Origin of the sequence: Rhodococcus sp. DMU1 (assembly GCF_012272955.1) — a bacterium.
GTDB classification, from domain to species: domain Bacteria; phylum Actinomycetota; class Actinomycetes; order Mycobacteriales; family Mycobacteriaceae; genus Rhodococcus; species Rhodococcus aetherivorans.
Window position 1 is genome coordinate 328,161 of the sequence record NZ_CP050952.1, and the last position, 23,478, is coordinate 351,638.

Below are 23,478 nucleotides of genomic sequence, written 5' to 3' on the forward strand. Positions count from 1 at the left end.
GCTGTACAGGTACGACGATCCGCTAGCGCGAAGACAAGTGCGGGGCGCAACCATGTCGAGTGGTTGTGGGATCGCTTCGACAGGGAGAAGGAATGAGCGTCGGGTTCGAAGAGTTCATCGATGAGAACGGACAGATCGTGTTGCCCGAGGGCAACACTCTGCTCGACCACCTCGAGCAGCATTTCGCCGAGAACGGCGACGATCTTGCGTACCGTTACATCGATTACTCGCGGGAACGTGACGGCGAGGTCCACGAGCTGACCTGGCAGCAGTTCGGGGTGCGCCTGCGCGCGATCGCGGCCCGGCTGCAGCAGGTCACCAAGCCCGGTGACCGCGTCGCGATCCTCGCCCCGCAGGGCCTGGACTACGTCGTCTCCTTCTTCGCGGCCATCTATGCCGGTACCATCGCCGTCCCGCTGTTCGACCCCGACGAACCCGGCCACACCGACCGGCTGCACGCCGTGCTCGGCGACTGCACGCCCAGCGCCATCCTCACCGCCACCTCCTCGGCGGCCGGGGTCCGGCAGTTCTTCCGGCCGCTGCCCGCGGCGGAGCGGCCTCGCATCATCGCGGTCGACGCGATCCCCGACACTGTCGCCGGCTCGTGGACGCGGCCCCACATCGGCACCGACGACATCGCCTACCTGCAGTACACCTCCGGATCGACGCGCGTGCCCGCGGGCGTGGAGATCACCCACCGCGGTGTGCTCACCAACTGCATCCAGATGGCCGATTCCATCGAACTCAACGAGGGTTCGCGCGGCGTGACGTGGCTGCCGCTGTTCCACGACATGGGCCTGCTCACCGTCATCCTGCCGGCGATCGGTGGCAAGTACATCACCATCATGAGCCCGCGCGCCTTCGTGCAGCGGCCGGGCCGGTGGATCAAGGAACTCGCCGCCGTCTCCGACGGGGCCGGCACGTTCGCCGCCGCGCCGAACTTCGCGTTCGAGCACGCCGCCGCGCGGGGCCTGCCCAAGCCGGGCGAGACCCTCGACCTGAGCAACGTGATCGGCCTGATCAACGGCAGCGAGCCGGTGACCACGTCCTCGATGCGCAAGTTCAACGACGCGTTCGCGCCGTACGGCCTGCCGAAGACCGCGATCAAGCCGTCGTACGGCATGGCCGAGGCGACGCTGTTCGTCTCGTCCACGCGGCACACCGACGAGGCCCGGGTCATCTACGTCGACCGTCACGAGCTCAACGCCGGCCGCATCGTCAAGGTCGACAAGGAGGCGCCGAACGCCATCGCGCAGGTCTCCTGCGGTTACGTCGCGCGCAGCCAGTGGGCCGCGATCGTCGACGCGGAGACCGCCACCGAGGTGCCGGACGGGCACGTCGGCGAGATCTGGCTGCACGGCGAGAACATCGGCATCGGGTACTGGGGGCGCACCCAGGAGACCGACGAGACCTTCCACAACAAGCTCGTCGACCGCCTGCCCGCGAGCAGCCACGCCGAGGGCACGCCCGCGGACGCCCACTGGCTGCGCACCGGCGACTACGGCGTGTACGTCGACGGCGAGCTGTACATCACCGGCCGCGTCAAGGACCTGGTGATCGTGGACGGCCGCAACCACTACCCGCAGGACCTGGAGTTCTCGGCGCAGGAGGCCAGCTCCGCGCTGCGTCCCGGCTTCGTCGCCGCCTTCGCCGTGCCGGCCAACCAGCTGCCGCAGGTGGTGTTCGAGAATTCGCACTCGGGTCTGCAGTTCGATCCCGACGACGCCTCGGAGCAGCTGGTCATCGTCGCCGAGCGGGCGCCCGGCGCGGGCAAGGCGGATCCGCAACCCGTCGCGGACACCGTTCGCGCGGCGATCTCGGCACGGCACGGGGTGACCGCGCGCGACGTGCTGCTCGTGCCTGCCGGGTCGATCCCGCGCACGTCGAGTGGCAAGATCGCGCGGCGCGCCTGCAAGGCCGCCTACATCGAGGGAACCCTGCGCGGTGGTTACACCCAGCAGGCATTCCCCGATAGCGTATAAAAATTGTTCTCTTTCCCGGGTAGCGTGGTGGGTTGATGGCTGACACTGAAATGACCGTCGCGCAGCTGCGCGAGTGGCTGCGGAACTGGATCGCCGAGGCTACCGGGCAACCGGTGGCGCAGATCTCCGACGATCGCCCGATGGAGGAGTTCGGCCTCTCGTCCCGCGACGCCGTGGCGCTCAGCGGCGAGGTCGAGGAACTGCTCGGCGTTACCCTCACCGCCACGATCGCCTACCAGCACCCCACCATCGCGTCGCTGGCCACGCGCATCATCGAGGGCGAACCCGAGCTCCCGGAGGGCGACGACAGCGCCTTCTACGCCGCCGGTCCGGCCGGCAGGACGCACGATGTCGCGATCGTCGGTCTCGCCGCCCGGCTGCCCGGGCACGTGAGCACCCCCGCGGAGATGTGGGAGCTGCTCGCCCAGGGCCGCGACGGCATCACCGACCTCCCCGAGGGTCGCTGGTCCGAATTCGCCGACGATCCGCAGATCTCGTCGGCCATCGCTGCAGCCAACACCCGCGGCGGCTACCTCGACGACGTCAAGGGCTTCGACGCGGAGTTCTTCGCGATGTCGCCGCGCGAGGTCGAGATGGTCGACCCGCAGCAGCGCCTCGCCCTCGAACTCACCTGGGAGGCGCTCGAGCACGCCCACATCCCGGCCAGCGACCTCAAGGGCCGCCCGGTCGGTGTGTTCATCGGCAGCTCCGCCAACGACTACCAGCTCCTCGCGGTGAGCGACCCGTCCGCCGCGCACCCGTACGCCCTGACCGGCACGGCCACGTCGATCGTTGCCAACCGGGTCTCGTACTTCTTCGACTTCCGTGGCCCGTCCGTCGCCCTGGACACCGCATGCTCGTCGTCGCTCGTGGCCGTGCACCAGGCGGTGCGCGCCCTGCGCGACGGCGACGCCGACGTGGCGCTGGCCGGTGGCGTGAACATGCTCGTCGCGCCCGCCGCGACCCTCGGCTTCGACCAGCTCGGTGTGCAGGCCCCCGACGGCCGCATCAAGGCGTTCTCGGCCGACGCCGACGGCATGGTCCGCGCCGAGGGCGGCGGCCTCGTCGTGCTCAAGCGGCTCGAGGACGCCGAACGCGACGGCGACACCGTGCTCGCCGTCATCGCCGGTTCCGCCGTCAACCAGGACGGCCGCTCCAACGGCCTGGCGGCCCCGAACCCGGAGGCCCAGGTCGACGTGCTGCGCCGCGCGTACCGGGACGCGCGCATCCTGCCGTCCGGCGTCGACTACATCGAGGCCCACGGCACCGGAACCGTGCTCGGCGACCCGATCGAGGCGGACGCCCTCGGCCGCGTCGTCGGCCGCGGCCGCGACGCCGACAAGCCGGTGCTGCTGGGCTCGGCGAAGACCAACTTCGGCCACCTCGAGGCGGCCGCCGGCGCGGCGGGCCTGATCAAGGTGGTCCTCGCCATGCAGGAGAACCACCTGCCGGCGACGCTGAACTACACCGCGCCGAACCCGTACATCCCGTTCGAGCAGGCCCGCCTGAAGGTCATCCCCGAGGGCGCCGAGTGGCCGCGCTACACCGGCAAGGCGATCGCCGGCGTCTCCGGCTTCGGCTTCGGCGGCACCAACGCGCACGTCGTGGTCCGCGAGTACACCGGACCCGAAGCGGACGCGGAGTCGAGCGAACGTATCGTTCCGTCGGCTGAAGGAGCTGAAGGGCACATTCGCTCGGAGCAGGGCGAGGAGCACCCGGTGCTGCTCGCGGTGTCCGCGGCGATGCCGTCGCGTCGTCGCCGGGCCGCCGCCGACCTCGCCGACTGGCTCGAGACCGAGGCCGGCAGCACCACGCCGCTCGCCGACGTCGCTCGCACCCTTTCCCGCCGCAACCACGGCCGCTCACGCGCCGTCGTGATCGCGAAGACGCGCGCCGAGGCCATCGCCGGGCTGCGCGCCGTCGCCGCCGGCAAGCCCGCGCAGGGCGTGTTCTCCGCCGACGCCCCCGCCGCCAACGGGCCGGTGTGGGTGCTGTCCGGTTTCGGCTCGCAGCACCGCAAGATGGCCAAGCAGCTGTACCTCGAGAACCCGGTGTTCGCCGCGGCCGTCGACGAGATCGACGAGCTGATCGAGGACGAGGCCGGCTACTCCATGAAGGAGAAGTTCCTCGACGACGGCCAGGACTACGACGTCGAGACCTCGCAGGTCGGCATCTTCACCATCCAGGTCGCCCTCGCGAAGCTGCTGCGCCACCACGGCGCCGAGCCGTCCGCCGTCGTCGGCCACTCCATGGGCGAGGCCGCGGCCGCGTACATCTCCGGCGGTCTGTCGCTCGAGGACTCCGTCCGCGTCATCTGCGCCCGCTCCCGCCTGATGGGCGAGGCCGAGGCGCTGCTCGAGGGCGACGACATCCGGCTCATGGCGCTCGTCGAGTACAGCGCCGCGGAGATCGAGCTGGTCCTCACCGACTACCCTCACCTCGAGGTCTGCGTCTACGCCGCGCCGACGCACACCGTCATCGGCGGACCGCAGGACGAGGTCAACGCGATCGTCGCCCGGGCGGAGTCGGAGGAGAAGCTCGCCCGCGTCCTGCAGACCAAGGGCGCGAGCCACACCTCGCAGGTGGATCCGCTGCTCGGCGAGCTCGCCGCCGAACTCGCCGGCATCGAGCCGCACAAACCGAAGGTCGACGTGTACTCGTCGGTCGACCAGGACACCCACTACCGCGTCGGCCACGACCCCATCCACCAGGTCGAGTACTGGACCAAGGGCCTGCGGCACAGCGTGTACTTCACCAACGCGGTCAAGCTCGCCGTCACCGACGGGCACACCACGTTCGTCGAGCTGGCACCCAACCCCGTCGCGCTGATGTCCGTGGCCGCGACGGCGTACGCCGCCGGCGTGATCGACACCCAGCTGATCCAGACCCTCAAGCGCAAGGAGGACGAGCCGCTCGGCGTGCTCACCGCCCTCGCCCAGCTGTACGTGCACGGACACGCCGTGGACCTGCGCAGCCTGCTTCCGGCCGGCGAGTACGCGGACCTGCCGCGGACGGTGTTCCTGCGCAAGCCGTTCTGGCTCGAGACCCGCATCGGGACCGGCGGCAACGCCCGCGTGCCCGGCGCGCACGTCGCGCTGCCCGACGGCCGGCACGTGTGGGAGGTGCGCGCCGACGCCGTCACCGACCTGGGCGAGCTCGTCGTCGCCGCCGCGTCGCAGACGCTCGCCGACGTCACCCTCACCGCGTCCGTCCCGCACGGCGACGTCCCCACCAGCGGCACCCTCACCACCACCCTGACCCGGCACCCCGGCGGCGCGTCGCTGCACGTGCACGGGCGCGATGCGGCGAGCGGCGAGTTCCGGTTGCTGTTCGACGCGGTCGTGGCCTCCGGCGAAGCGCTGCCCGCGCCCGCCGCGGCGCCCGCGCCGGCCGAGCGGTCCAGCGGGCCGGTCGAGACGCTTCCCGAGGTGGTCGAGACCTTCGGCGACAAGTGGAACCCGGCCGGGTCGCAGACCCTCGAGGATCGGCTGGCGCTGATCGTCGCCGAGTCGATGGGCTACGCGCCCGAGGACCTGCCCGTCGAGATCCCGCTGATCGAGCTGGGTCTGGACTCGCTCATGGCGGTGCGGATCAAGAACCGCGTCGAGTACGAGTTCGACATCCCGCAGCTGCAGCTCGCCGCGGTGAAGGACGCCAGCCTGCGCGACGTCGCGAAGTACCTGCGGTACGCCGTGGAGAACCGCGAGGAGGTCGCCGCCCTCGCCGCACAGCAGGCCGCCGACCGCGAAACCGCCGAGCGGGAGGACACGACGCTCAAGCTGCCCCCGATCTCGGCCGTGGAGGACACCGGGGTGGTGCACGAGGCGGAGGCGATCCTCGAAGCCGCCGAGGCCGCTGAAGCCGCGGAGGCCGGTGCGAGCACCGAAGCCGACAAGGCCACCGACGTGACCGACCGGCAGGCGGTTGCGGAGGCATCCGGCACCGACGTGCCCCCGCGCGACGCGGCCGAGCGGCTCACGTTCGCGACCTGGGCCGTGATCACCGGACAGTCCGCGAAGGGCATCTTCAACACCCTGCCGATCCTCGACGACGAGACGGCCGAGCGCCTCGCGGCCCGGCTGACCGAGCGGGCGAACGGCGAGGTCACCGTCGACGACGTGCTCGACGCCGAGACCATCGAGCAGCTCGCCGAGAGCGTGCGCCGGCACCTGGAGTCGGCCGACCGCATCGACGGGCTCGTCCGTACGCTGCGCCCGCGCCCCGAGGGGTCGGACGCCGTCCCGGTGTTCGTGTTCCATCCGGCCGGCGGTTCCACCGTCGTGTACGAACCGCTGCTGCGCCGGCTGCCCGAGGGCACCCCGATGTACGGCTTCGAACGCACCGAGGGCCCGATCGAGAAGCGCGCCCAGGAATATCTGCCGCAGATCAAGGAGATTCAGGGCGACGGTCCGTACGTGCTGTACGGCTGGTCGCTGGGCGGTGTGCTCGCCTACGCGGTCGCCAAGCTGCTGCGCGCGGAGGGCAAGGACGTGCGGCTCGTCGGCCTCATCGACACGGTCATGGCCGGGGAGAAGGTCGAGGACACCCCGGAGGAGATCACCAAGCGCTGGCAGCGGTACGCGAGGTTCGCGAAGAAGACGTACGGGGTCGACGCACCGCTGCCGTACGACAAGCTCGCCGCGACGGACGACGAGGGCCAGGTGCGCATCCTCATGGACCTGCTCAGGATGAGCGGTACCAGGATCCCCGGCGGCATCATCGAGCACCAGCGCACGTCGTGGCTGGACAACCGGGCCATCCAGACCGCGAAGCTCGAGCCGTACGACGGCGACGTGGTGCTGTACATGGCGGACCGCTACCACGACGACGCCATCGAACTCGAGCCCGCGTTCGGAACCCGGCAGCCCGACGGCGGCTGGGGCGAGGCGGTCCGTAATCTGGAGGTCATCCATGTCGGCGGCGACCACCTCCAGGTGGTCGACGAGCCGTACATCGGGAAGGTGGGGGCCGACCTGACACGCAAGCTGGCCGACATCGAGGCCACGAGGAGCTGATCGAGTAGTGACCACGACGACGGCCGGGAAGCTGGCCGAGCTGCGCAAGAATCTCGCGATCGCGAAGGAACCGGCCGGGGAGGCCGCGCTCGCCAAGCGCGCCGCCAAGGGCATCCCCAGTGCCCGGCAGCGCATCGACATGCTGCTCGACCCGGGCAGCTTCGTCGAGATCGGTGCGCTGATGAAAACGCCCGGCCGCGACGACGCCCTCTACGGTGACGGTGTCGTCGTCGGTCACGGCACCGTCGAGGGCCGGCCCGTCGCGGTCTTCTCGCACGACCAGACCGTGTTCGGCGGCAGCGTCGGCGAGATGTTCGGCCGCAAGGTCGCCGCGATCCTCGACTTCGCGCTGAAGATCGGCTGCCCCGTCGTCGGCATCAACGACTCCGGCGGCGCCCGCGTGCAGGACGCCGTGACGTCGCTGGCGTGGTACGCCGAACTGGGCAAGCGGCACGAGCCGCTGTCCGGTCTGTGCCCGCAGGTGTCGATCATCCTCGGCAAGTGCGCCGGCGGCGCCGTGTACGCCCCCATCAACACCGACGTGGTCATCGCCACCGAGGAGGCGTACATGTTCGTCACCGGACCGGACGTCATCAAGTCCGTCACCGGTGAGGACGTCAGCCTCGAGGAACTCGGCAGCGCCCGCAAGCAGGCCGAGTACGGCAACGTGCACCACGTCGCGCCGGACGAGAAGGCCGCGTTCGAGTGGGCCCGCAAGTACCTGAGCTACATGCCGTCGAACGCGCAGGAGAAGCCCCCGATCGTCAACCCGGGGCTCGAGCCGGAGATCACGCAGGACGATCTCGAGCTCGACACGTTCATGCCCGACGCCGACAACTCCGGCTACGACATGCACGACATCCTGCTCAAGATTTTCGACGACGGCGACTTCTTCGAGATCCGCTCGCAGGTCGCGCCGAACATCATCACCGGATTCGCCCGCGTCGACGGCCGGCCCGTCGGTGTCGTCGCCAACCAGCCGCTGTACCTGTCGGGGGCGCTCGACGCCGCCAGCTCGGACAAGGCCGCCCACTTCGTGCGGGTGTGCGACGCGTACGACATTCCGCTCGTGTTCGTCGTCGACACCCCGGGCTTCCTGCCGGGTGTGGAGCAGGAGAAGATCGGCGTCATCAAGCGCGGCGGCCGGTTCCTGTTCTCGTTCGTCGAGGCGTCGGTACCGAAGGTGACCGTGGTGGTGCGCAAGTCCTACGGCGGTGGCTACGCGGTGATGGGGTCGAAGCAGCTCGGCGCCGACGTGAACTTCGCCTGGCCCACCGCCCGGATCGCGGTGATGGGTGCCGAGAGTGCCGTCGCGGTGATCGGTCGCCGCCAGATCGAGGCCGCCGGTGACAACGCTCCCGCGGTGCGCCAGCAGCTGATCAACTTCTACAACGAGCACATCGCGACGCCGTACATCGCCGCCGAGCGCGGCTACATCGACGCGGTGATCGAGCCGCACACCACGCGCCTCGAGATCCGCAAGGCGCTGACGTTGCTGCGCGACAAGACGGTGTTCAAGAACCCGCGCAAGCACCACCTGCTTCCGCTCTAGTTCGTAACACCCGAATTCTGTTCGGGTGGGCCGAATGTCACATGCATGCAATGGAAATGAATGCATGTGACATTCGGCCCACAGCGGTGTCCGGGGTCAGTCCGCGCGTGACCGCACCGGGGGACGCGGGCGCTGTGTGCCCTGGTGGTAGGCGGCTTCCAGGTCCGCGAGCACCGTGGCCGGGTCGTCGCGGATCTGCCTCGGTAGGTGCGACACCACGATGATGCCGTTGCGCTGCATCGCGGCCCGTCGGACGAGCGTCGCCTCGTGCGCCTTCGGTGAGAAGTGGTATTTCAGCGAATCGATCTCCCATGCCACTGCGACCGAATCGAGCCACCCGTCGGGGCGAGCGATCCACGTACCGTCGTCGGTCTCGACGTCGACGTTGTGGGCCATGGGTGGCAACCCGCTCGTCGCGTACAGCTTCTGTGCTGCGATCTCGGCCACGGAATGCGCGTCGTGCGAGAGCTCTCGAACCACGGTGCGCGGCACGGCGCTACCGCGGCAGCTGCCGGCGCGCAGTTCGTGTGCCAGGTCGTCGACGGTCACGTCTCCGCGCTGAATCCCCGACGCCAGCAGGGCACGGCACGGATCGAGCTGCGACATTCTGCGTGCCGCATCGAGCAGACAGCGGTCCACCGGAGCAATTCTCAGCGTGCCTCTGATGATGGGTTCGGGTATCCGCCAGCTCCGCTCGACGGCGACGAACGAGAAGTTGCGCCGATGCTGGGTATGCGGAATGAGTAGCAGCACCTCACTTTTCGTCGCCGAGTTGGTGTAGCCGTGTATCCCGAGCGCGGCATGACCTGAGATCAGCGCCGAATCGCCGCCGTACAGCAGCGCGGCCGTGTTGCGCTGCAACACGGACAGCGGCCCGTTGTGCAGCGCCACCACGCCCGGCAGGACGCGCTGCCACGGACCACCCTTACGGCATCGGCCGGCGATCGTGCCGCCGGCGACGCCGTGCCTCAACAGCGTTGCCGTCCGGATGACGCCGTTGGTGCTCAGTGCGAACAGCTCTTCGGGGTCGTCTCCCCATGTCCCCCGTTTCATGGCTACAGCCTGCAGGGGGATGGTGTCCTACGAAAGACCGTCTCGTCGGCCTGTGGATAACCTTGTGGTGGCCGAATGTCACATGAGTTCAATGTAAGTGACGGTATGTGACATTCGGCCGGGAGACGTGAAGGCGCATGCGGGGGTATTGCGTGCGGGAGTGGGTCAGGGAACGACCCAGCTGCCCGACGCCGAGACCCAGGTCGTGCCGTCCGGAACGGTCACCGTCGCCCGCACCCGTCCGGGGCCGGTCTCGGCTCGACCGCTGAGGACCTGCTCCTCGCCGATCTCGGGGAAGTCCGGTAGTTCGTTCACGCCCGTCGTGCCCGTGTCCTCGTTCACCCACGTGACGAGGCAGAAGCACTTGACGCTCCCACCGAAGTGCGTGACGCCGGGCGTGTTGACGTTGGTGTAGACATTCACGTAGTCGTGGACGAGCGCCTCGGTGGGAGCGGCGGATCCGGTTCCCACGCCGGTCGATCCGACGACCGGTCCCAACGTCGCCGCGTGAACGGTCTGCGCCGATGCGGCCGGCGCGTTCAGCAGCGCCAGGACCACAGCGGATGCGGCCACGGCGGTGGTCCGGGCGGCGAACTTCCTCGACATTCAGGTCCTTTCGTTGCCGGCCGTGCCCGCCGGCCGGATGTCACGTTCGGTCGATCGAAGCGAACATATGTGACATTCGGCCGGAAGGCACGCGCGGCACGCGGACGGGGCTCGCCGACGGACCTACTCGTATACGCGCAGCGTGCCCGGATTCCACAGGCCGGAGCGCGTGATCGCCTCGGTCTGCGGCTCGGCCGGCACGGCGTTCGGGTAGAACCGCACGTACCGCTCGAGCGAGCCCCAGTCGCGGGCCCAGTCGTTCTCGAGGTACGTGGGGATCTGCTCGGGGCGGGCGAGGGCTTCGGTGAAGCCGAGGGGGCCGCCGTTGTCCGCGGATTGCCAAGTGTCGGTGGAGGATACGGCCAGCGGACGGTCCGGCAGGATGCGGTAGTCCGGCATCTCGGCGATGCCGTAGCGGTGGTCGAACGGGCGCTGGCACGGGAACTGCAGTCCGACCGCCCAGTCGAGCAGCACCGGCTGCTCCGAGCCGATCACGGTGTTGAGCGTGTCGAGCTTCGGCACGCGGGGCGGGGTGAACGCCAGCCACTGGTCGCCGGTGAGGTTGGGATCGTTGGCGACGATGCGGACGGCGTCGGTGTCGGCGGGGAGCTCGGACAGCGGGATCCGCAGGTTCCGCCACGACGGTGCGGGCCCGATGTCGCGCGGCAGGTAGGTGCCCTGCGGCTCCACGGTGCCGTCGGGCAGGCGCCTGCCGTACTCGACGAGCAGCGACTGACCGTAGGTGGTGGCGCCGGTGTCGTCGACGGACCAGATGCGGCCGGCCGCCGAGATGACGACGAGCGGCGCGTCGTCGCTGCGCTCGGGCAGCCCGTACCAGCTCGACGTGAGCAGCGCCGGTTCCTGCACACCCTCCTGGTAGCTGCCGAGCACCGGGGTGACGGCCGGGTCGAGGCCGAAGGGCAGCTTGGCCTCGGAGCCGTTGACGGTGCGGGCGCCGGTGCCGCCCGTGGTGCCGCCGCCGGCGCCGGTCTCGAACGTCGGCCCGACGCTCTGGTTGTCGGTGTTGCCCTGGCCGGGCTTGACCTCCACGTAGTCGGCGGTGAGGTCCGACGGGATGCCGTTGGGGCTGAAGCCCTCGGGGGCGGCGCCGGCGAGGGCGTCGCCGTTCAGCGGCGGGTTGTCCGGGTCGACGATGGGCGCGAGCCGCCCGGAGTTCGGGTCCGATTCGACGAGTACGTCGTTCGCCAGGCCGCACGTCTGGCCGGCGAGCGCGCCGACGTTGGACCGGGCGAGCGAGTACGCCGGGTACTGCGACACCGCGCCCTTGAGCAGCGACAGCACCTCGAAGAGCACCATCGCTCCGGCGACGACGGTCAGGGGCGCCGCCGCGAACTTGCGGATCCGGCGGCCCTTGCGGGTCGTGGGCTTGGGCTGCGGCGGCGCGTAGCCCTCACGCAGGTACTGCCACGCGACGAGCCCGAGAGCGAGCCCGAAGAGGAGCAGGAACAGCGAGCTGGACTGGTTGCCGCTCAGCGAGACGGTCTTGTCGAACCACGGGATGCCGTAGCTCGACACGTACCACCAGCCGTTGATACCCGCGAACGACACGGCCAGCACGAACAGCAGCCCGGCGAGGAAGATGGTGCGGTTGCGCCGCGACCGCAGCGCGCTCGCGGAGACGATGACCGCGGTGAGCGCGGCGAGAGAACCCGCGATGCCCGCGTACGCCCCGAAGTGGTGGGTCCACTTCGTGGGGTTGAACATCATGAAGAAGATCGTGCCGAAGACGATGCCGATCAGCCGCCACGACGGGCCCGTCGCGACGCCGGGGATGCGGCGGCGGCGCAGCAGCACCAGCAGCGACGTGAACAGGCACAGCAGCATGACGAGGAACGCGAACCGGCGCGCGAGCGAGCCGTCGACGGTCTGCACGAACAGGTAGTAGTAGCGGAGGAAGTCGTTCCACCACTCCTCGTTCGGGCCGATGATGGTGCGCACGCGGGTGGCCTCGAGCACCGCGGCGAGGGTCTGGTCGGAGAACACGACGACGAGCACGAGGGTGCCCGCGGCGGCGATCGGTGCGAGCAGCGGCAGTGTCCCGACCTCGCGGTGGCGGCGGACGACGATGCGGGTCATGGGCCGGATGCCGGCGAGCAGCGCGGCCACACACATCAGGCCGGTCGGGGCGGCGGCGAGGGTGAACGCGCCGATCATGACCGCCGTCGCGGCCGGCAACAGGCGGCCGGTGGCGATCGCCCGTTCGATCGAGCACCAGGTCAGCAGCGCGCCGAGCGCGACGATCGGCTCGGGGCGCAGGCCGTTGTTGTAGGGCAGCCAGAAGGCCAGGAACACCAGGCCGCCGGTCCACAGGGCGACGGTGTTGTGCCGGACGGCGCGGCCGAGGCGGGGCACCACCTCGCGGCTGATGACCATCCAGCAGGTGATGCCGGCGAGCAGGGCGGGCAGCCGCATCCAGACGCTGGCGGTGGAGACCTCGGCGAACGCGGCGAGGACGTCGTAGTACCAGCCGAACGGGGCCTCGGGGACGCCGAACCAGCGGAAGTAGTTGGCCATGTAGCCGGAGTGCTCGGAGACCCGGGCCATGGTCAGCAGGTAGCCGTCGTCGGAGGTGTTCGCACCGAAGAAGTGCCAGCCGGCGAGGGTGCCGACGACGACGGCGTCGACGCCGGTGAACTTCCACCAGTGCGACGGCAGGAAGCGGCGGTGCCCGCGGCCGTCGGTGCCGTCGAGCTTGGCGAGCGCGGCGACCGCCAGCGCGGTCGACAGCGTCGCCAGGATCATCGCGAGGAGCTTGACCAGCGTCGGCGACGACGAGAACCGGGAGTCGACGTCGACGGTCACCGACATGCCGGGAACCGGGGTGTCGAGGTCGCTGAACACGCCGACGACGAGGGGACGCAGGTCGCCGGTCAGCTCACCGGCGCGCGGGTTGCCGTTCTCGTCGCTGAGGCCGACGAACTCCGCGGTGGTGCGGTCGACGTCGGAGAAGATGCTGATCTCGGTGCACGCGGCGGACTCGACGTCGCTGCGCGGGGCGGTGGCCACGACGACGTTGCGGTCGAGGACGTCGACGTTCTCGGCGCCCACTCGCACGAACATCGCGTTGAGCGCGGCGCCCTCACCGCTGGCCGGTGCGGTCGCGAGGAGCAGGCCGCCGCCCGGGGGCATGCCGGCGACGGCGGTGCACGGCACCGTCGCACTCAGCTGCCGCGGCACCTGCGACATGAGTGGCACCTCGACCGGCCCGGTCGAGCCGTTCTGCGGCCACGTGACGGTGGCCTCGGTGACCTTGACGGGCAGGAACGGGGTCGCGACGGCGAGGAGCACACCGAGCAGACCCGCCACCGCGGCGACGAGCCGGGCGGTGCGGTACTGCGCCCGCAGATCCCGGGCAACCGGCGGCCGGGGAACGGCTGCGGAGGGGGCGGGAACTGTGGTCACGTCGTCGGGCACGATTGTCGATGGTATCGGGCGCAGCTGAGTGGACGCACCGTCCCTACCACCGCGTAGGACCCTATTCACGCATTACGGGCACTCCGTCGCGGATCGGTCCGGGCGACCACCAGCCCCAGCGGACGACGTTCTCGGTGGCAATCTCCGCGGTCGTCGCGCCCGGGTCGATGGGCGTGTACCGCTCCAGCGAGCCCCAGTCGCGGTCCCAGTCGTGGTTCAGATAGGTGGGGATCGTCTCGGCGGTGAGCAGCAGCGGTATCCAGCCGAGCGGCCCGCCGCCGATGTCGTCCTGCCAGCCGTTGGTGGAGTCGGCGCCGACCCGGTCGGGCAGGATCCGGTACTCGGGGACCTCGGCGACGCCGTAGCGGTGATCGAACGGACGCTGGCAGGGGAACGCCAGGCCCACCGACCAGTCGAGCAGGACCGGGGCCGTGGAGCCGACGAGGGTGTTCAACGTCTCGAGGCGCGGCATCCGCGGCGGGGTGACGGCCACCCACTGGTCGGGTGCCAGGTTGCCGTCCGTCACCACCAGCCGGACCGCGTCGGCGTCGGCGGGGATCCGGTCGCTCGGCACCCGCAGGTTGCGCCACGACGGGGACGGCCCGATGTCGACGGGCGCGACGCGCGCCAGCGGTTCGACGTTCGAATCGCCGCCGGTTCGCCCGAACTCGAGCAGCACGTCCGCGCCCGGGGTGAGGACGCCGTCGGGGTCGACGTAGTGCACGCGGCCGGCGGCGGTGACGACCAGCAGCGGCGTGGCGTCGGTGCGTTCGGGCAGCGCGTACCAGCCGGACTCGAGGTCGGCTTCCTGCTGCGCCCCGGTGCGGTAGCTGCCGAGCACGGGGGTGCGGGCGGGGTCCAGGCCGAACGGCAGCGCGACGGTGCTGTCGTTGATGCCGGCGGCGCCGCGGCCGCCGCCGGTGCCGGCGCCCGTGGAGGTGGTGGTGCCGCCCCCGTCGGTGTCGACGGTGTTGGCGCCGCCCGTGGTGGAGATCTCCTCGTCGGCGGTGAGGTCGAGAGCGACGCCGTTCGGGGTGAAGCCGTCGGCGGCGCCGGCGCCGAGCGCCTCGGCGACGTCGCCGTCTAGGGGGGCCAGCGCGGTGGCGCTGGGGTCGGTCTCGACGAGGACGTCGTCGGCGAGGCCGCAGCTGCTGCCGGTGAGGGCGGCCGCGTTCGACCGGGCGATCGAGTACGCCGGGTACTGCGCGACCGCGCCCTTGACGAGCGAGAGCACCTCGAACAGGACGACGCCCGCGGCGACGACGGTCAGCGGCGCCGAGGCGATCGCCCTGACCCGGCCGTTGCGGTCGGGTTTCGGGGTGGCGAACGGTTCGCGCAGGTGGAACCACGCGGCGACGGCCAGCGCGACGAGGGCCAGCGCGAGCAGGGCGGTGGAGAAGGCGCGTCCGGAGATGGACGGCGGCTTGTCCCACCACGGGATCCCGTAGCTGGAGACGTACCACCAGCCGTTGGAGCCGGTGAACGCCAGCGCCAGCACGAACAGCACCCCGGCGGTGAAGAGGGCGCGGTTGCGCGCGGAGCGGATGCCGACGGCGCCGACGCCGACCGCGGCGAGCGCGGCGACGGACCCGGCCAGTCCGGCGTACACGCCGAAGTGGTGGGTCCACTTGGTCGGGGTGAGCATCATCAGCAGCAGCGACGCGAAGACGATGCCGAGGATGCGGCGCGACGGACCGAGGGCGGTGCCGGGGATGCGGCCCTTGCGCAGGATCAGCATCACGCACACCACCAGGCACAGCAGCATGACGAACACGCCGAAGCGGCGGCTGAGGGAGCCGTCGGGGGAGACGGTCAGCAGCGCGTCCCAGCGCAGCCGTTCGTCGAACCAGGGCACGTTGGGTCCGACGGCGGAACGCACCCGGGTCGCCTCGAGCACCGAGGCGAGGGTCTGGTCGGCGAAGACGACGACGAGGACGACGGTGCCCGCGGCGAGGATGGCAGCCACGGGCGGGAGGACCCCGACGAGCCGGCGGCGACCGGCCAGCCGGACGACGACGGGCCGGGCTCCGGCGACGAGCGCGGCGACCGCGATGAGCCCGGTGGGACCCGCGGCGAGGGAGAAGGCGGCGAGCAGCACGGCGATCGCGGCGGGCAGCATGCGGCCGGTGGCGACGGCGCGTTCGATCGAGCACCAGGTGAGCAGGGCGCCGAGCGCGATGATGGGCTCGGGCCGCAGGCCGTTGTCGTAGGGCAGCCAGAAGGCGAGGAACACCAGGCCCGCCGTCCACAGCGCGATGCGGTTACGGCGGACGGCGACTCCGAGCCGGGGGATGACCTCGCGGCTGATGACCATCCAGCAGGCGACGGCGGCGAGCAGGGCGGGCAGCCGCATCCACACGCTGGCGGTGGAGACCTTCGCGAGCAGGACGAGCACGTCGTAGTACCAGCCGAACGGGGCCTCGGGGACGCCGAACCATCGGTAGTAGTTGGCCATGTAGCCGGCGCCGTCGGAGGCGCGGGCCATGGTGAGGATGTAGCCGTCGTCGGAGGTGTTGGCGCCGATGACGTGCCACAGCAGCAGCGTGCCGACGACGACCGCGTCCACCGCGGTGAACCGCCACCAGTGGGCGGGCAGGACCCGGCGGGCGCGGCGGTTGTCGACGCCGTCGAGCCGGTGCAGCGCCACGAGTGACAGCAGGGTCGCAAGGAGGCAGGCGACCATCGCGACGAGTTTGACCAGCGTCGGAGTGGAGGTGAACCGCGAGTCGAGGGCGGCGCGGACGGACAGCCGCTCGGCGTTCGGGCCGGAGTTGAGGGCCTCCACCGAGCCCTGCAGATCGGAGTAGACCCCGACCATCTGCGGCCGGTGATCGCCGTCGAGCATGGCGACGTGGTGCCCGTCGTCGTGTTGCTCGAGGCCGACGATCTCGGCGGCGGTGCGGTCGGCGTTGGTGGCGACGGTGACGGCTGTGCACCGGTGCTCGTCGTCGATCGGTGCCGACACGACCACCGAGTTGCGCAGCACCACCTCCACGGTGGCGGAGCCGCCGTCGGTGCCGGCGACGGTCCGGATCACGAGGGCGTTCTCGGTGGCGTCGGGGGCGCCCGGCGGCACGGTGGAGACCAGGGTGCCGCCGTCGTCGCCGAGCAGGGGGAAGGCCGAGCACGGCACACTCGCCCGCAGTTCGAGGGGGGTGTAGGAGACGAGGGGCGCCTCGATGTTGGTCAGGTCGGTGCCCTGCGGCCAGCTGACGGTGGCGGCCTCCTGCCGGACCGGCAGGAACGGCACGGCCAGGGCGAGCACCATGCCGAGCAGTCCGGTGACCGTCGCGACGATCCTGGCCGTGCGCACGCGGGCCTTCGTATCGGCGTAAGCGGGCGTTTCGGGCGAAAGGACATCGACGGGCACAAGGATCGATGCTAGGCGAGGGAGGGTGGTGCCGGGGGTGAGCACCTCCGGTCAGGAGGCGGCCCCGTGCTCGACAGGGTCGCCCGCCGGGTCGCCGGCCAGGTCGTCGAGGGAGAGCCCGAGGACCCGGGCGAGCGCGGTGACGGTGAAGAAGGCGGGCGTGGCGATGCGGCCGGTCTCGATCTTCCGGAGCGTCTCGACGGAGATGCCGGCGTCGCCGGCGACCGTTGCCATGCTGGCGGTGCCGCGCGCCGCGCGCAGACGTTCGCCGAGCCGCCGGCCGCGTTCGAGTTGGACCGGGGTCAGCGGTTCGCGCACCATGCCCGTATAGTAATACCGGTATTTCTATTGGGAGGCGACATGGTCGAACTGAAGACGCCCGGCGAGATCGAGGCGATGCGGGCCGCCGGTGCCGTGGTCGCGGACGCGCTCGCGGCCGTGCGGGCCCACGCGGCGATCGGGGTGTCCCTGAAGGAACTCGACGACGTCGCCGCGGCGGTCGTCCGCGACGCCGGCGCGACCTCCCCGTTCCTCGGCTACCACCCCGAGTGGGCTCCGTCGCCGTTCCCCGGAGTCGTGTGCGCGAGCGTCGACGACGGCGTCGTCCACGGCATTCCCGGCGGCTACCGGTTGCGTGACGGCGATCTGGTGAGCATCGACTGCGGGGCCGTGCTCGACGGCTGGTGCGGGGACGCCGCCGTGAGCTTCACCGTCGGCGCCGCCGACCGCGAGGCCCTCGCCCTGATCGCCGCGACGGAGGAGGCCCTCGCGCGCGGCATCGCCGCGGCCGTGCCGGGCAACCGCCTCGGCGACATCGGCGCGGCGATCGGCGGCTACGTCCGCTCCCGCGGCTACGGCATGCTCGCCGACCACGGTGGCCACGGCATCGGCCGCCGCATGCACGAGGACCCGCACGTGCCCAACGAGGGCCGGGCCGGTCGCGGGATGCGGCTGCGGCCCGGGCTGGTGCTGGCCATCGAGCCGATGCTGCACGCCGGGGGCGACGACGCCTACCGGCACGACCCGGACGGGTGGACGCTGCGCACCGCCGACGGCAGCCGGGCCGCGCACTGCGAGCACACCGTCGCGATCACCGAGGACGGACCGGTCGTCCTCACCCAGCGCTGAGGACGTATCGATCCGCGGGTGCGCCGGTCCGACCCGCGACGAAGCGACCCCGGTAGGCACTAGCATCGGCCTATGGCCAGGGCGACGGCGATCGGCGAGGCCCTGCGTGGCGCGGGCATCTCCGACGTGCTCGACGACACCACCACCCGGGCCCTGTACTCGTCCGACGCCTCCCTCTACCGGGTGCCCCCGCAGGCGGTGGTGCGGCCCCGTGAGATCGACGAGGTCGCCACCGTGCTCGAGGTGTGCCGCCGGCACGGCGTTCCGTTCACCTCGCGCGGCGGCGGAACGTCCGTCGCCGGCAACGCCGTCGGCCCCGGCGTCGTGCTCGACTTCAGCCGTCATCTCGGCCGTGTCCTGCAGATCGACCCCGAGGCCCGCACCGCGACGGTGCAGCCCGGCGTCGTCCAGTCCGAACTGCAGCGCGCGGCCGCCCCGTACGGACTGCGCTTCGGGCCCGACCCGTCCACCCACAACCGCTGCACCGTCGGCGGGATGATCGGCAACAACGCCTGCGGTGCCCGCACCCTCGGCTACGGTCGCACCTCCGACAACGTCCTCGGCCTCGAGGTGCTCACCGGCGCGGGCCGGCACCTGTCGCTGCCCGACGACGCCCCCGTCCTGGAATCGCTGCGCCGCCTCGTGCTCGACCACCTCGCCACCATCCGCACCGAGTTCGGCCGGTTCGGCCGGCAGGCGTCCGGCTACGCCCTCGAACACCTGTTGCCGGAGAACGGGTTCGACGTCCTGCGCTTCCTCGTCGGCAGCGAGGGCACGCTCGGCGTCGTCACCGAGGCGACGGTGCGGCTCGTCGCCGATCCCGCGGTGCGCGTCCTGGTGGCCCTCGGCTACCCCGACATCGCGACGGCCGGCGACGCCGCCCACGCGCTGCTCGGCTTCACCCCGACCGCGTGCGAGGGACTCGACTCGCGGATCGTGGACGTGGTGCGTGCGCGGCGCGGCCCGGCGGCGGTGCCGCCGCTGCCGCGCGGGGCGGCGTGGCTGTTCGTCGAACTGTCCGGCGACGACGCCGGCGAGGTGCTCGCCCGGGCGTCGTCTCTCGAACACGCCGTCTCGGCGGTGGATTCGCTGATCGTGACCGATCCGGGGAAGGCCGCGCAACTGTGGCGGATCCGGGAGGACGGGGCCGGGCTGTCCGGGCGCAGCCCCGCCGGGTTGCCCGCCCACTCCGGCTGGGAGGATGCCGCCGTCCCGCCGGAGCGGGTGGGGGAGTACCTGCGCGAGTTCGAGTCGCTGCTGACCCGCTACGGCGTCACCGGCTATCCGTACGGGCACTTCGCCGACGGCTGCATCCACATCCGCCTCGACGTGCCGCTCGAGATACCCGGGATATTCCGCGAATTCCTCTTCGCGGCAGGTGAACTCGTGGCCTCGTTCGGGGGCTCGATGTCCGGCGAACACGGCGACGGCCGGGCGCGCAGCGAACTGCTGCCCCTGATGTACTCGCCGACCGCGCTGCGGCTGTTCGGGGCGGTCAAGGCGGTGTTCGACCCCGAGGGCCTGCTCAATCCCGGCGTGCTCGTCGATCCCGTCCCCTCGGATCGGGACCTCAGAGTCCCGGCCGCGCAACGGGTCCAGGACGGCCTGGCGTTCCGGTACACCGGTGACGGCGGCGACTTCATGCAGGCCGTGCACCGCTGCACCGGTGTCGGCAAGTGCCGCGCCGACACCGCCGGCCTCGGTGGGGTGATGTGCCCGTCGTACCTGGCGACGCGGGAGGAGAAGGATTCCACCCGCGGCCGGGCCCGGGTCCTGCAGGAGATGCTCAACGGCACCCTCGTCACCGGATCCTGGCGCTCACCGGAGGTGCACGAGGCGCTCGAACTGTGCCTGGCGTGCAAGGGCTGCGCCTCCGACTGCCCGACCGGTGTGGACATGGCCACCTTCAAATCCGAAGTGCTGCAACAGAGTTACCAGGGCCGCGTGCGGCCCGTCACGCACTACACCCTCGGGCGGCTGCCGCGCTGGGCGGCGCTGGCGAGCCGGGCGCCGCGCGCGGTGAACGCGCTGGGCAAGGTGCCGGGGGTGGCGGCCGCCGGGCTGACCCTCGCCGGAGTGGACCGGCGCCGCCGCGTGCCCGAGTTCGCGCCGCGCACGTTCCGCCGCTGGTTCGCAGACACGGCCGCCGAGCGTCGCACGGACGGCGAGCCCGTCCTGCTGTTCGTCGACACCTTCACCGAGTACTTCACCCCGGAGGTGGCGATCGCCGCGGTGCGGGTGCTCGAGGCCGCAGGCCGACGGGTGTGCGTGACCGACCGGCAACAGTGCTGCGGCCTGACGTGGATCACCACCGGTCAGCTGGATGCCGCCCGGAAGATCTTGGGCCGCACCCTCTCCGCCCTGTTCCCGGCCGGCATGCCGATCGTGGGGCTCGAACCGTCGTGCACCGCGGTCCTGCGCTCCGACGCCGTCGAGCTGCTCGGGTTCGAGCCGGCGCGCGTCGTCGCCGAGTCGACGGTGACGCTGGCCGAGCTGCTCGGCGACTGGGAGCCGCCGTCGCTGTCCGGGACGACGGTGGTGGCCCAGCCGCACTGCCACCACCACGCCGTGATGGGGTGGGGCGCCGACGCCGCGCTGCTGCGCCGGGCCGGCGCGACGGTCACCCGGCTCGGCGGATGCTGCGGTCTCGCCGGCAACTTCGGCGTGGTGCCCGGGCACTACGACGTCTCCGTCGCCGTCGCCGGGCACCAGCTGCTGCCCGCGATCGCCGCCGCGGGCCCGGACGACGTCGTGCTCGCCGACGGCTACTCCTGCCGCACCCAGATCGCCGACCTCACCGACCGGCGAGGGGTACACCTCGCGCAGCTGCTCGCATCCAGGCTGTGAGCCGACGATCCACAGCGATGAGTTTTTCCGGGCCGGCCGGTCAGTCCGTAGCGAGACCACCCCGCGACCCCAGGAGCCCGTCATGATCTCGACCACCACCCGCCCCACCGAGCGCACCACCGACCGGAAGTTCCGCATCGCCGGCCTCGTGCTCACCGGCCTCGTCGTGCTGTTCCTGCTGTTCGACGTCACGATCCACATCCTCAACGTCGACCAGGCCCGGGAGGCGATGATCGATCTGGGCTTCGACCCGGACCTCAACTACGTCATCGGCGTCGTCCTGCTCGTGTGCCTGGCGCTGTACCTGGTCCCGGCCACGTCGATCCTCGGGGCGGTGCTGCTGACCGGTTACCTCGGCGGCGCCGTGGCGACGAACATGTTGAACGAGATGCCGCTCTTCAGCACCATCCTCTTCCCGGTGTACGTCGGTGTCCTCGTGTGGGCCGGGCTGTACCTGCGCGATCCGGTGGTGCGGTCGGTGATGCCGCTGCGCCGCGCCTGAGCCCCCTCGCAACCGCTGCCGGTCGTCCGCGAACACCGTCGGGTTCGCGGACGACTGCGGCTATCCGGTGCGGGTGACGACGACGAACGGCCCGATCTCCGAGATCGTGAAGCGCGGATCGTCGAACAGCGACTTCGGGTACGTCACCGTGTAGCGGCGCACATTGGGGTCGTTGGGGTACACGTCCTCGGCGAGCCGGAGCGTGTAACCCTCGGCGCCCTGCCGGAACACGATCGCGTCGGGGCCCCGCCACGGCGACTCGTCCCACGCCGCGAGCAGCTCGTCGGCCGTCTCGAGCGACGCCCAGTCCTCGATCGCGGCGGCGCGAGCCTCGAAGTCCGCCAACGGATTCGCGTAGTGCGACGTCAGCGCCTGGAATCCGAGGTAGGGGTGATAGGCGAGGAAGGTGGTGTCGGCGGTGAGGACGACGATCTCGTCGCGGGGCCGGTCCAGCGCCGCGGTGATCGCCTCGTCCAGCTCGGCGTAGTAGGCGCCGGCGCCGGGCGGACGCTGGTCGGCGCGTTCACCGTCGCCGTCGGTGTCGGTGTAGGCGACGGTGATCTCGCTCGCGAGGACCTGCGGGATGTTCTGGGTGAACGCGACCGCGCCCAGCGCGCCGACCGCGATCAGGGACCACCGCACCCGCTGGTTCTCGCTGGTGGCCAGCACGATCCACCGGGTGAAGTCGACGAATGCGAACGTGCCGGCGGCCGCGAGCAGCACGAGCAGGATCACCTCGAGGCGGAAGGCGAGCAGGGTGTTGCCCAGCGCGGTCAGCGCCATCGACGCCAGGTACCACAGGTACACGGATACGACGCCGAGTCCGAGGGCCTGCGCGCGCCGCGACGACGTGGCCCGTCCGACCAGCCACACCGTGCCGAGCAGGCACAGCAGCCCGATCAGCGAACCGTGGAACATCGGCAGCGGCAGCCGGGCCCCGGTCTCGGGCAGATAGTGCGTCGCGGTGCCGGATCCGGCGGTGGACCCGCCCCGCAGCACCTCGAGCACGAACGGCGCCCAAACGATCAGCGCGACGAGTGCCGCGATCGCACCGATCACCACGAACCGCACGAGCACCGGGACCGCGGCGCGCCACGTGCCGGCCGCGCGTCGCGCCAGCACCGCCGCGACGACGGCCATCACGGTGACGGCGAACGCGGCGATGCCCAGGTAGAGCGTGTAGAACGTGGCCGCCAGCCCGAGGAACAGTCCGGTCCCGACGGCGGCTCCGCCGCCCGGTGCGCCCTTTGGGCTGCTCCAGCCGCCCGAAGGACGCACCGGGCGCGACAGCGCCCCCCACGCCATGACGAGGGCGGGCGCGAGCAGCAGCGCGATGACGGCGCCGTACGGCTCGGGGGAGCCGTAGGCGAGGACGACGGCGGTGGTCGCGGTGGCGACCAGCACGGCCAGATCGACCCGCACCAGCGCGGTCCACAACACGAGCGCGCCGACGGCGGCGACGGCCAGCGACACGATCGACCACGGCTTGAACGCCTCCCAGCCGTCCATGCCGAGCAGGTTCGCGAAGCGGCCGCCCACCCAGAACCAGCCGGCGGGATAGAACGGCGGCAGGTCCGCGTACGTCATGTCCCGCAGGGCCGGGGAGTCGGTGAGCCGTGTCAGGTACTCGGTGCGGAACTCCTGGTCGACGGAGATGCCGTGCAGATAGAGCTTCGTCGCGGCCAGCGGCATCCCGAGGGTGACGGTGACCAGGCCCGACAGGCCGGCCCACGACAGCACCCGCGCGAACGGCGTCCACCGTCGCCGCCGGTGCAGCACGACGGAGACGGCGAGCACGGCGAGCGCCCCCACCTGCAGCACCGTCGTGACGGCCTGCGTGACGTTCGACGAGTTGAAGGCGGGCCACTGCACGCGTGCGAACGCGAACAGGCCGACGGCGGCGACGATCGCGGCGACGAGAACCGCAGCGGCCCCCTCGCCGGCGGTGCGGAGCGCACGCCGGAAGGGGGCCACGTCGGAGGAGAGTA

12 protein-coding genes are annotated in these 23,478 nt (G+C 71.3%); 6 read left to right on the top strand and 6 right to left on the bottom strand.

What is annotated here, in order from left to right:
- The first annotated feature begins 92 nt into the window (after positions 1–92).
- The 3 genes from fadD32 to HFP48_RS01570 are packed head-to-tail and all read left to right on the top strand — an operon-like array spanning position 93 to position 8,549.
- A complete protein-coding gene (gene fadD32 / locus HFP48_RS01560; protein WP_006941930.1) occupies positions 93–1,982 on the top strand; it encodes a long-chain-fatty-acid--AMP ligase FadD32 in 1,890 nt (629 codons plus the stop codon).
- 50 nt (positions 1,983–2,032) lie between these two features.
- Positions 2,033–6,997 carry a polyketide synthase Pks13 gene (gene pks13 / locus HFP48_RS01565; RefSeq protein ID WP_168580499.1) on the top strand — a complete coding sequence of 1,655 codons (4,965 nt, stop codon included), beginning with the start codon at positions 2,033–2,035 and terminating at the stop codon, positions 6,995–6,997.
- 7 nt (positions 6,998–7,004) lie between these two features.
- Positions 7,005–8,549 carry an acyl-CoA carboxylase subunit beta gene (locus HFP48_RS01570; RefSeq protein WP_006941932.1) on the top strand — a complete coding sequence of 515 codons (1,545 nt, stop codon included), beginning with the start codon at positions 7,005–7,007 and terminating at the stop codon, positions 8,547–8,549.
- Positions 8,550–8,645: 96 nt separating this feature from the next.
- Here the strand turns inward: HFP48_RS01570 and HFP48_RS01575 are convergent, their stop codons facing one another.
- The 5 genes from HFP48_RS01575 to HFP48_RS01595 all read right to left on the bottom strand — a co-directional run bounded on the left by HFP48_RS01575 (position 8,646) and on the right by HFP48_RS01595 (position 17,334).
- Entirely contained in the window at positions 8,646–9,602 is a 957-nt protein-coding gene (locus HFP48_RS01575; RefSeq protein WP_065923192.1) for a hypothetical protein, read from the bottom strand.
- Between the two features lie 165 nt (positions 9,603–9,767).
- The gene (locus HFP48_RS01580; RefSeq protein WP_006933304.1) at positions 9,768–10,208 is read right to left on the bottom strand and encodes a hypothetical protein; all 441 of its coding nucleotides are present in this window, start codon (positions 10,206–10,208) and stop codon (positions 9,768–9,770) included.
- A gap of 123 nt (positions 10,209–10,331) precedes the next feature.
- On the bottom strand, positions 10,332–13,643 hold the full coding sequence (locus tag HFP48_RS01585) for an arabinosyltransferase domain-containing protein (protein ID WP_050034384.1): 3,312 nt from the start codon (positions 13,641–13,643) through the stop codon (positions 10,332–10,334).
- A 61-nt stretch (positions 13,644–13,704) separates the two neighbouring features.
- Positions 13,705–16,956 (bottom strand): arabinosyltransferase domain-containing protein, encoded by a 3,252-nt coding sequence (locus HFP48_RS01590; protein WP_029547034.1) that lies wholly within the window; start codon positions 16,954–16,956, stop codon positions 13,705–13,707.
- Positions 16,957–17,064: 108 nt separating this feature from the next.
- Positions 17,065–17,334 carry a helix-turn-helix transcriptional regulator gene (locus HFP48_RS01595; RefSeq protein WP_029547035.1) on the bottom strand — a complete coding sequence of 90 codons (270 nt, stop codon included), beginning with the start codon at positions 17,332–17,334 and terminating at the stop codon, positions 17,065–17,067.
- Positions 17,335–17,373: 39 nt separating this feature from the next.
- Between HFP48_RS01595 and map the strand changes: the two genes are divergently transcribed.
- The 3 genes from map (at position 17,374) to HFP48_RS01610 (ending at position 21,490) form a co-directional block, all read left to right on the top strand.
- The gene (map, locus tag HFP48_RS01600; RefSeq protein ID WP_043800432.1) at positions 17,374–18,141 is read left to right on the top strand and encodes a type I methionyl aminopeptidase; all 768 of its coding nucleotides are present in this window, start codon (positions 17,374–17,376) and stop codon (positions 18,139–18,141) included.
- A 72-nt stretch (positions 18,142–18,213) separates the two neighbouring features.
- On the top strand, positions 18,214–20,988 hold the full coding sequence (locus HFP48_RS01605) for an FAD-binding and (Fe-S)-binding domain-containing protein (RefSeq protein ID WP_168578915.1): 2,775 nt from the start codon (positions 18,214–18,216) through the stop codon (positions 20,986–20,988).
- 82 nt (positions 20,989–21,070) lie between these two features.
- Positions 21,071–21,490 (top strand): DoxX family protein, encoded by a 420-nt coding sequence (locus HFP48_RS01610; RefSeq protein ID WP_006933312.1) that lies wholly within the window; start codon positions 21,071–21,073, stop codon positions 21,488–21,490.
- Between the two features lie 60 nt (positions 21,491–21,550).
- Here HFP48_RS01610 and HFP48_RS01615 read toward each other — a convergent pair whose 3' ends face one another.
- Positions 21,551–23,464 carry a galactan 5-O-arabinofuranosyltransferase gene (locus tag HFP48_RS01615; RefSeq protein ID WP_168580500.1) on the bottom strand — a complete coding sequence of 638 codons (1,914 nt, stop codon included), beginning with the start codon at positions 23,462–23,464 and terminating at the stop codon, positions 21,551–21,553.
- Between the last annotated feature and the right edge of the window lie 14 nt (positions 23,465–23,478).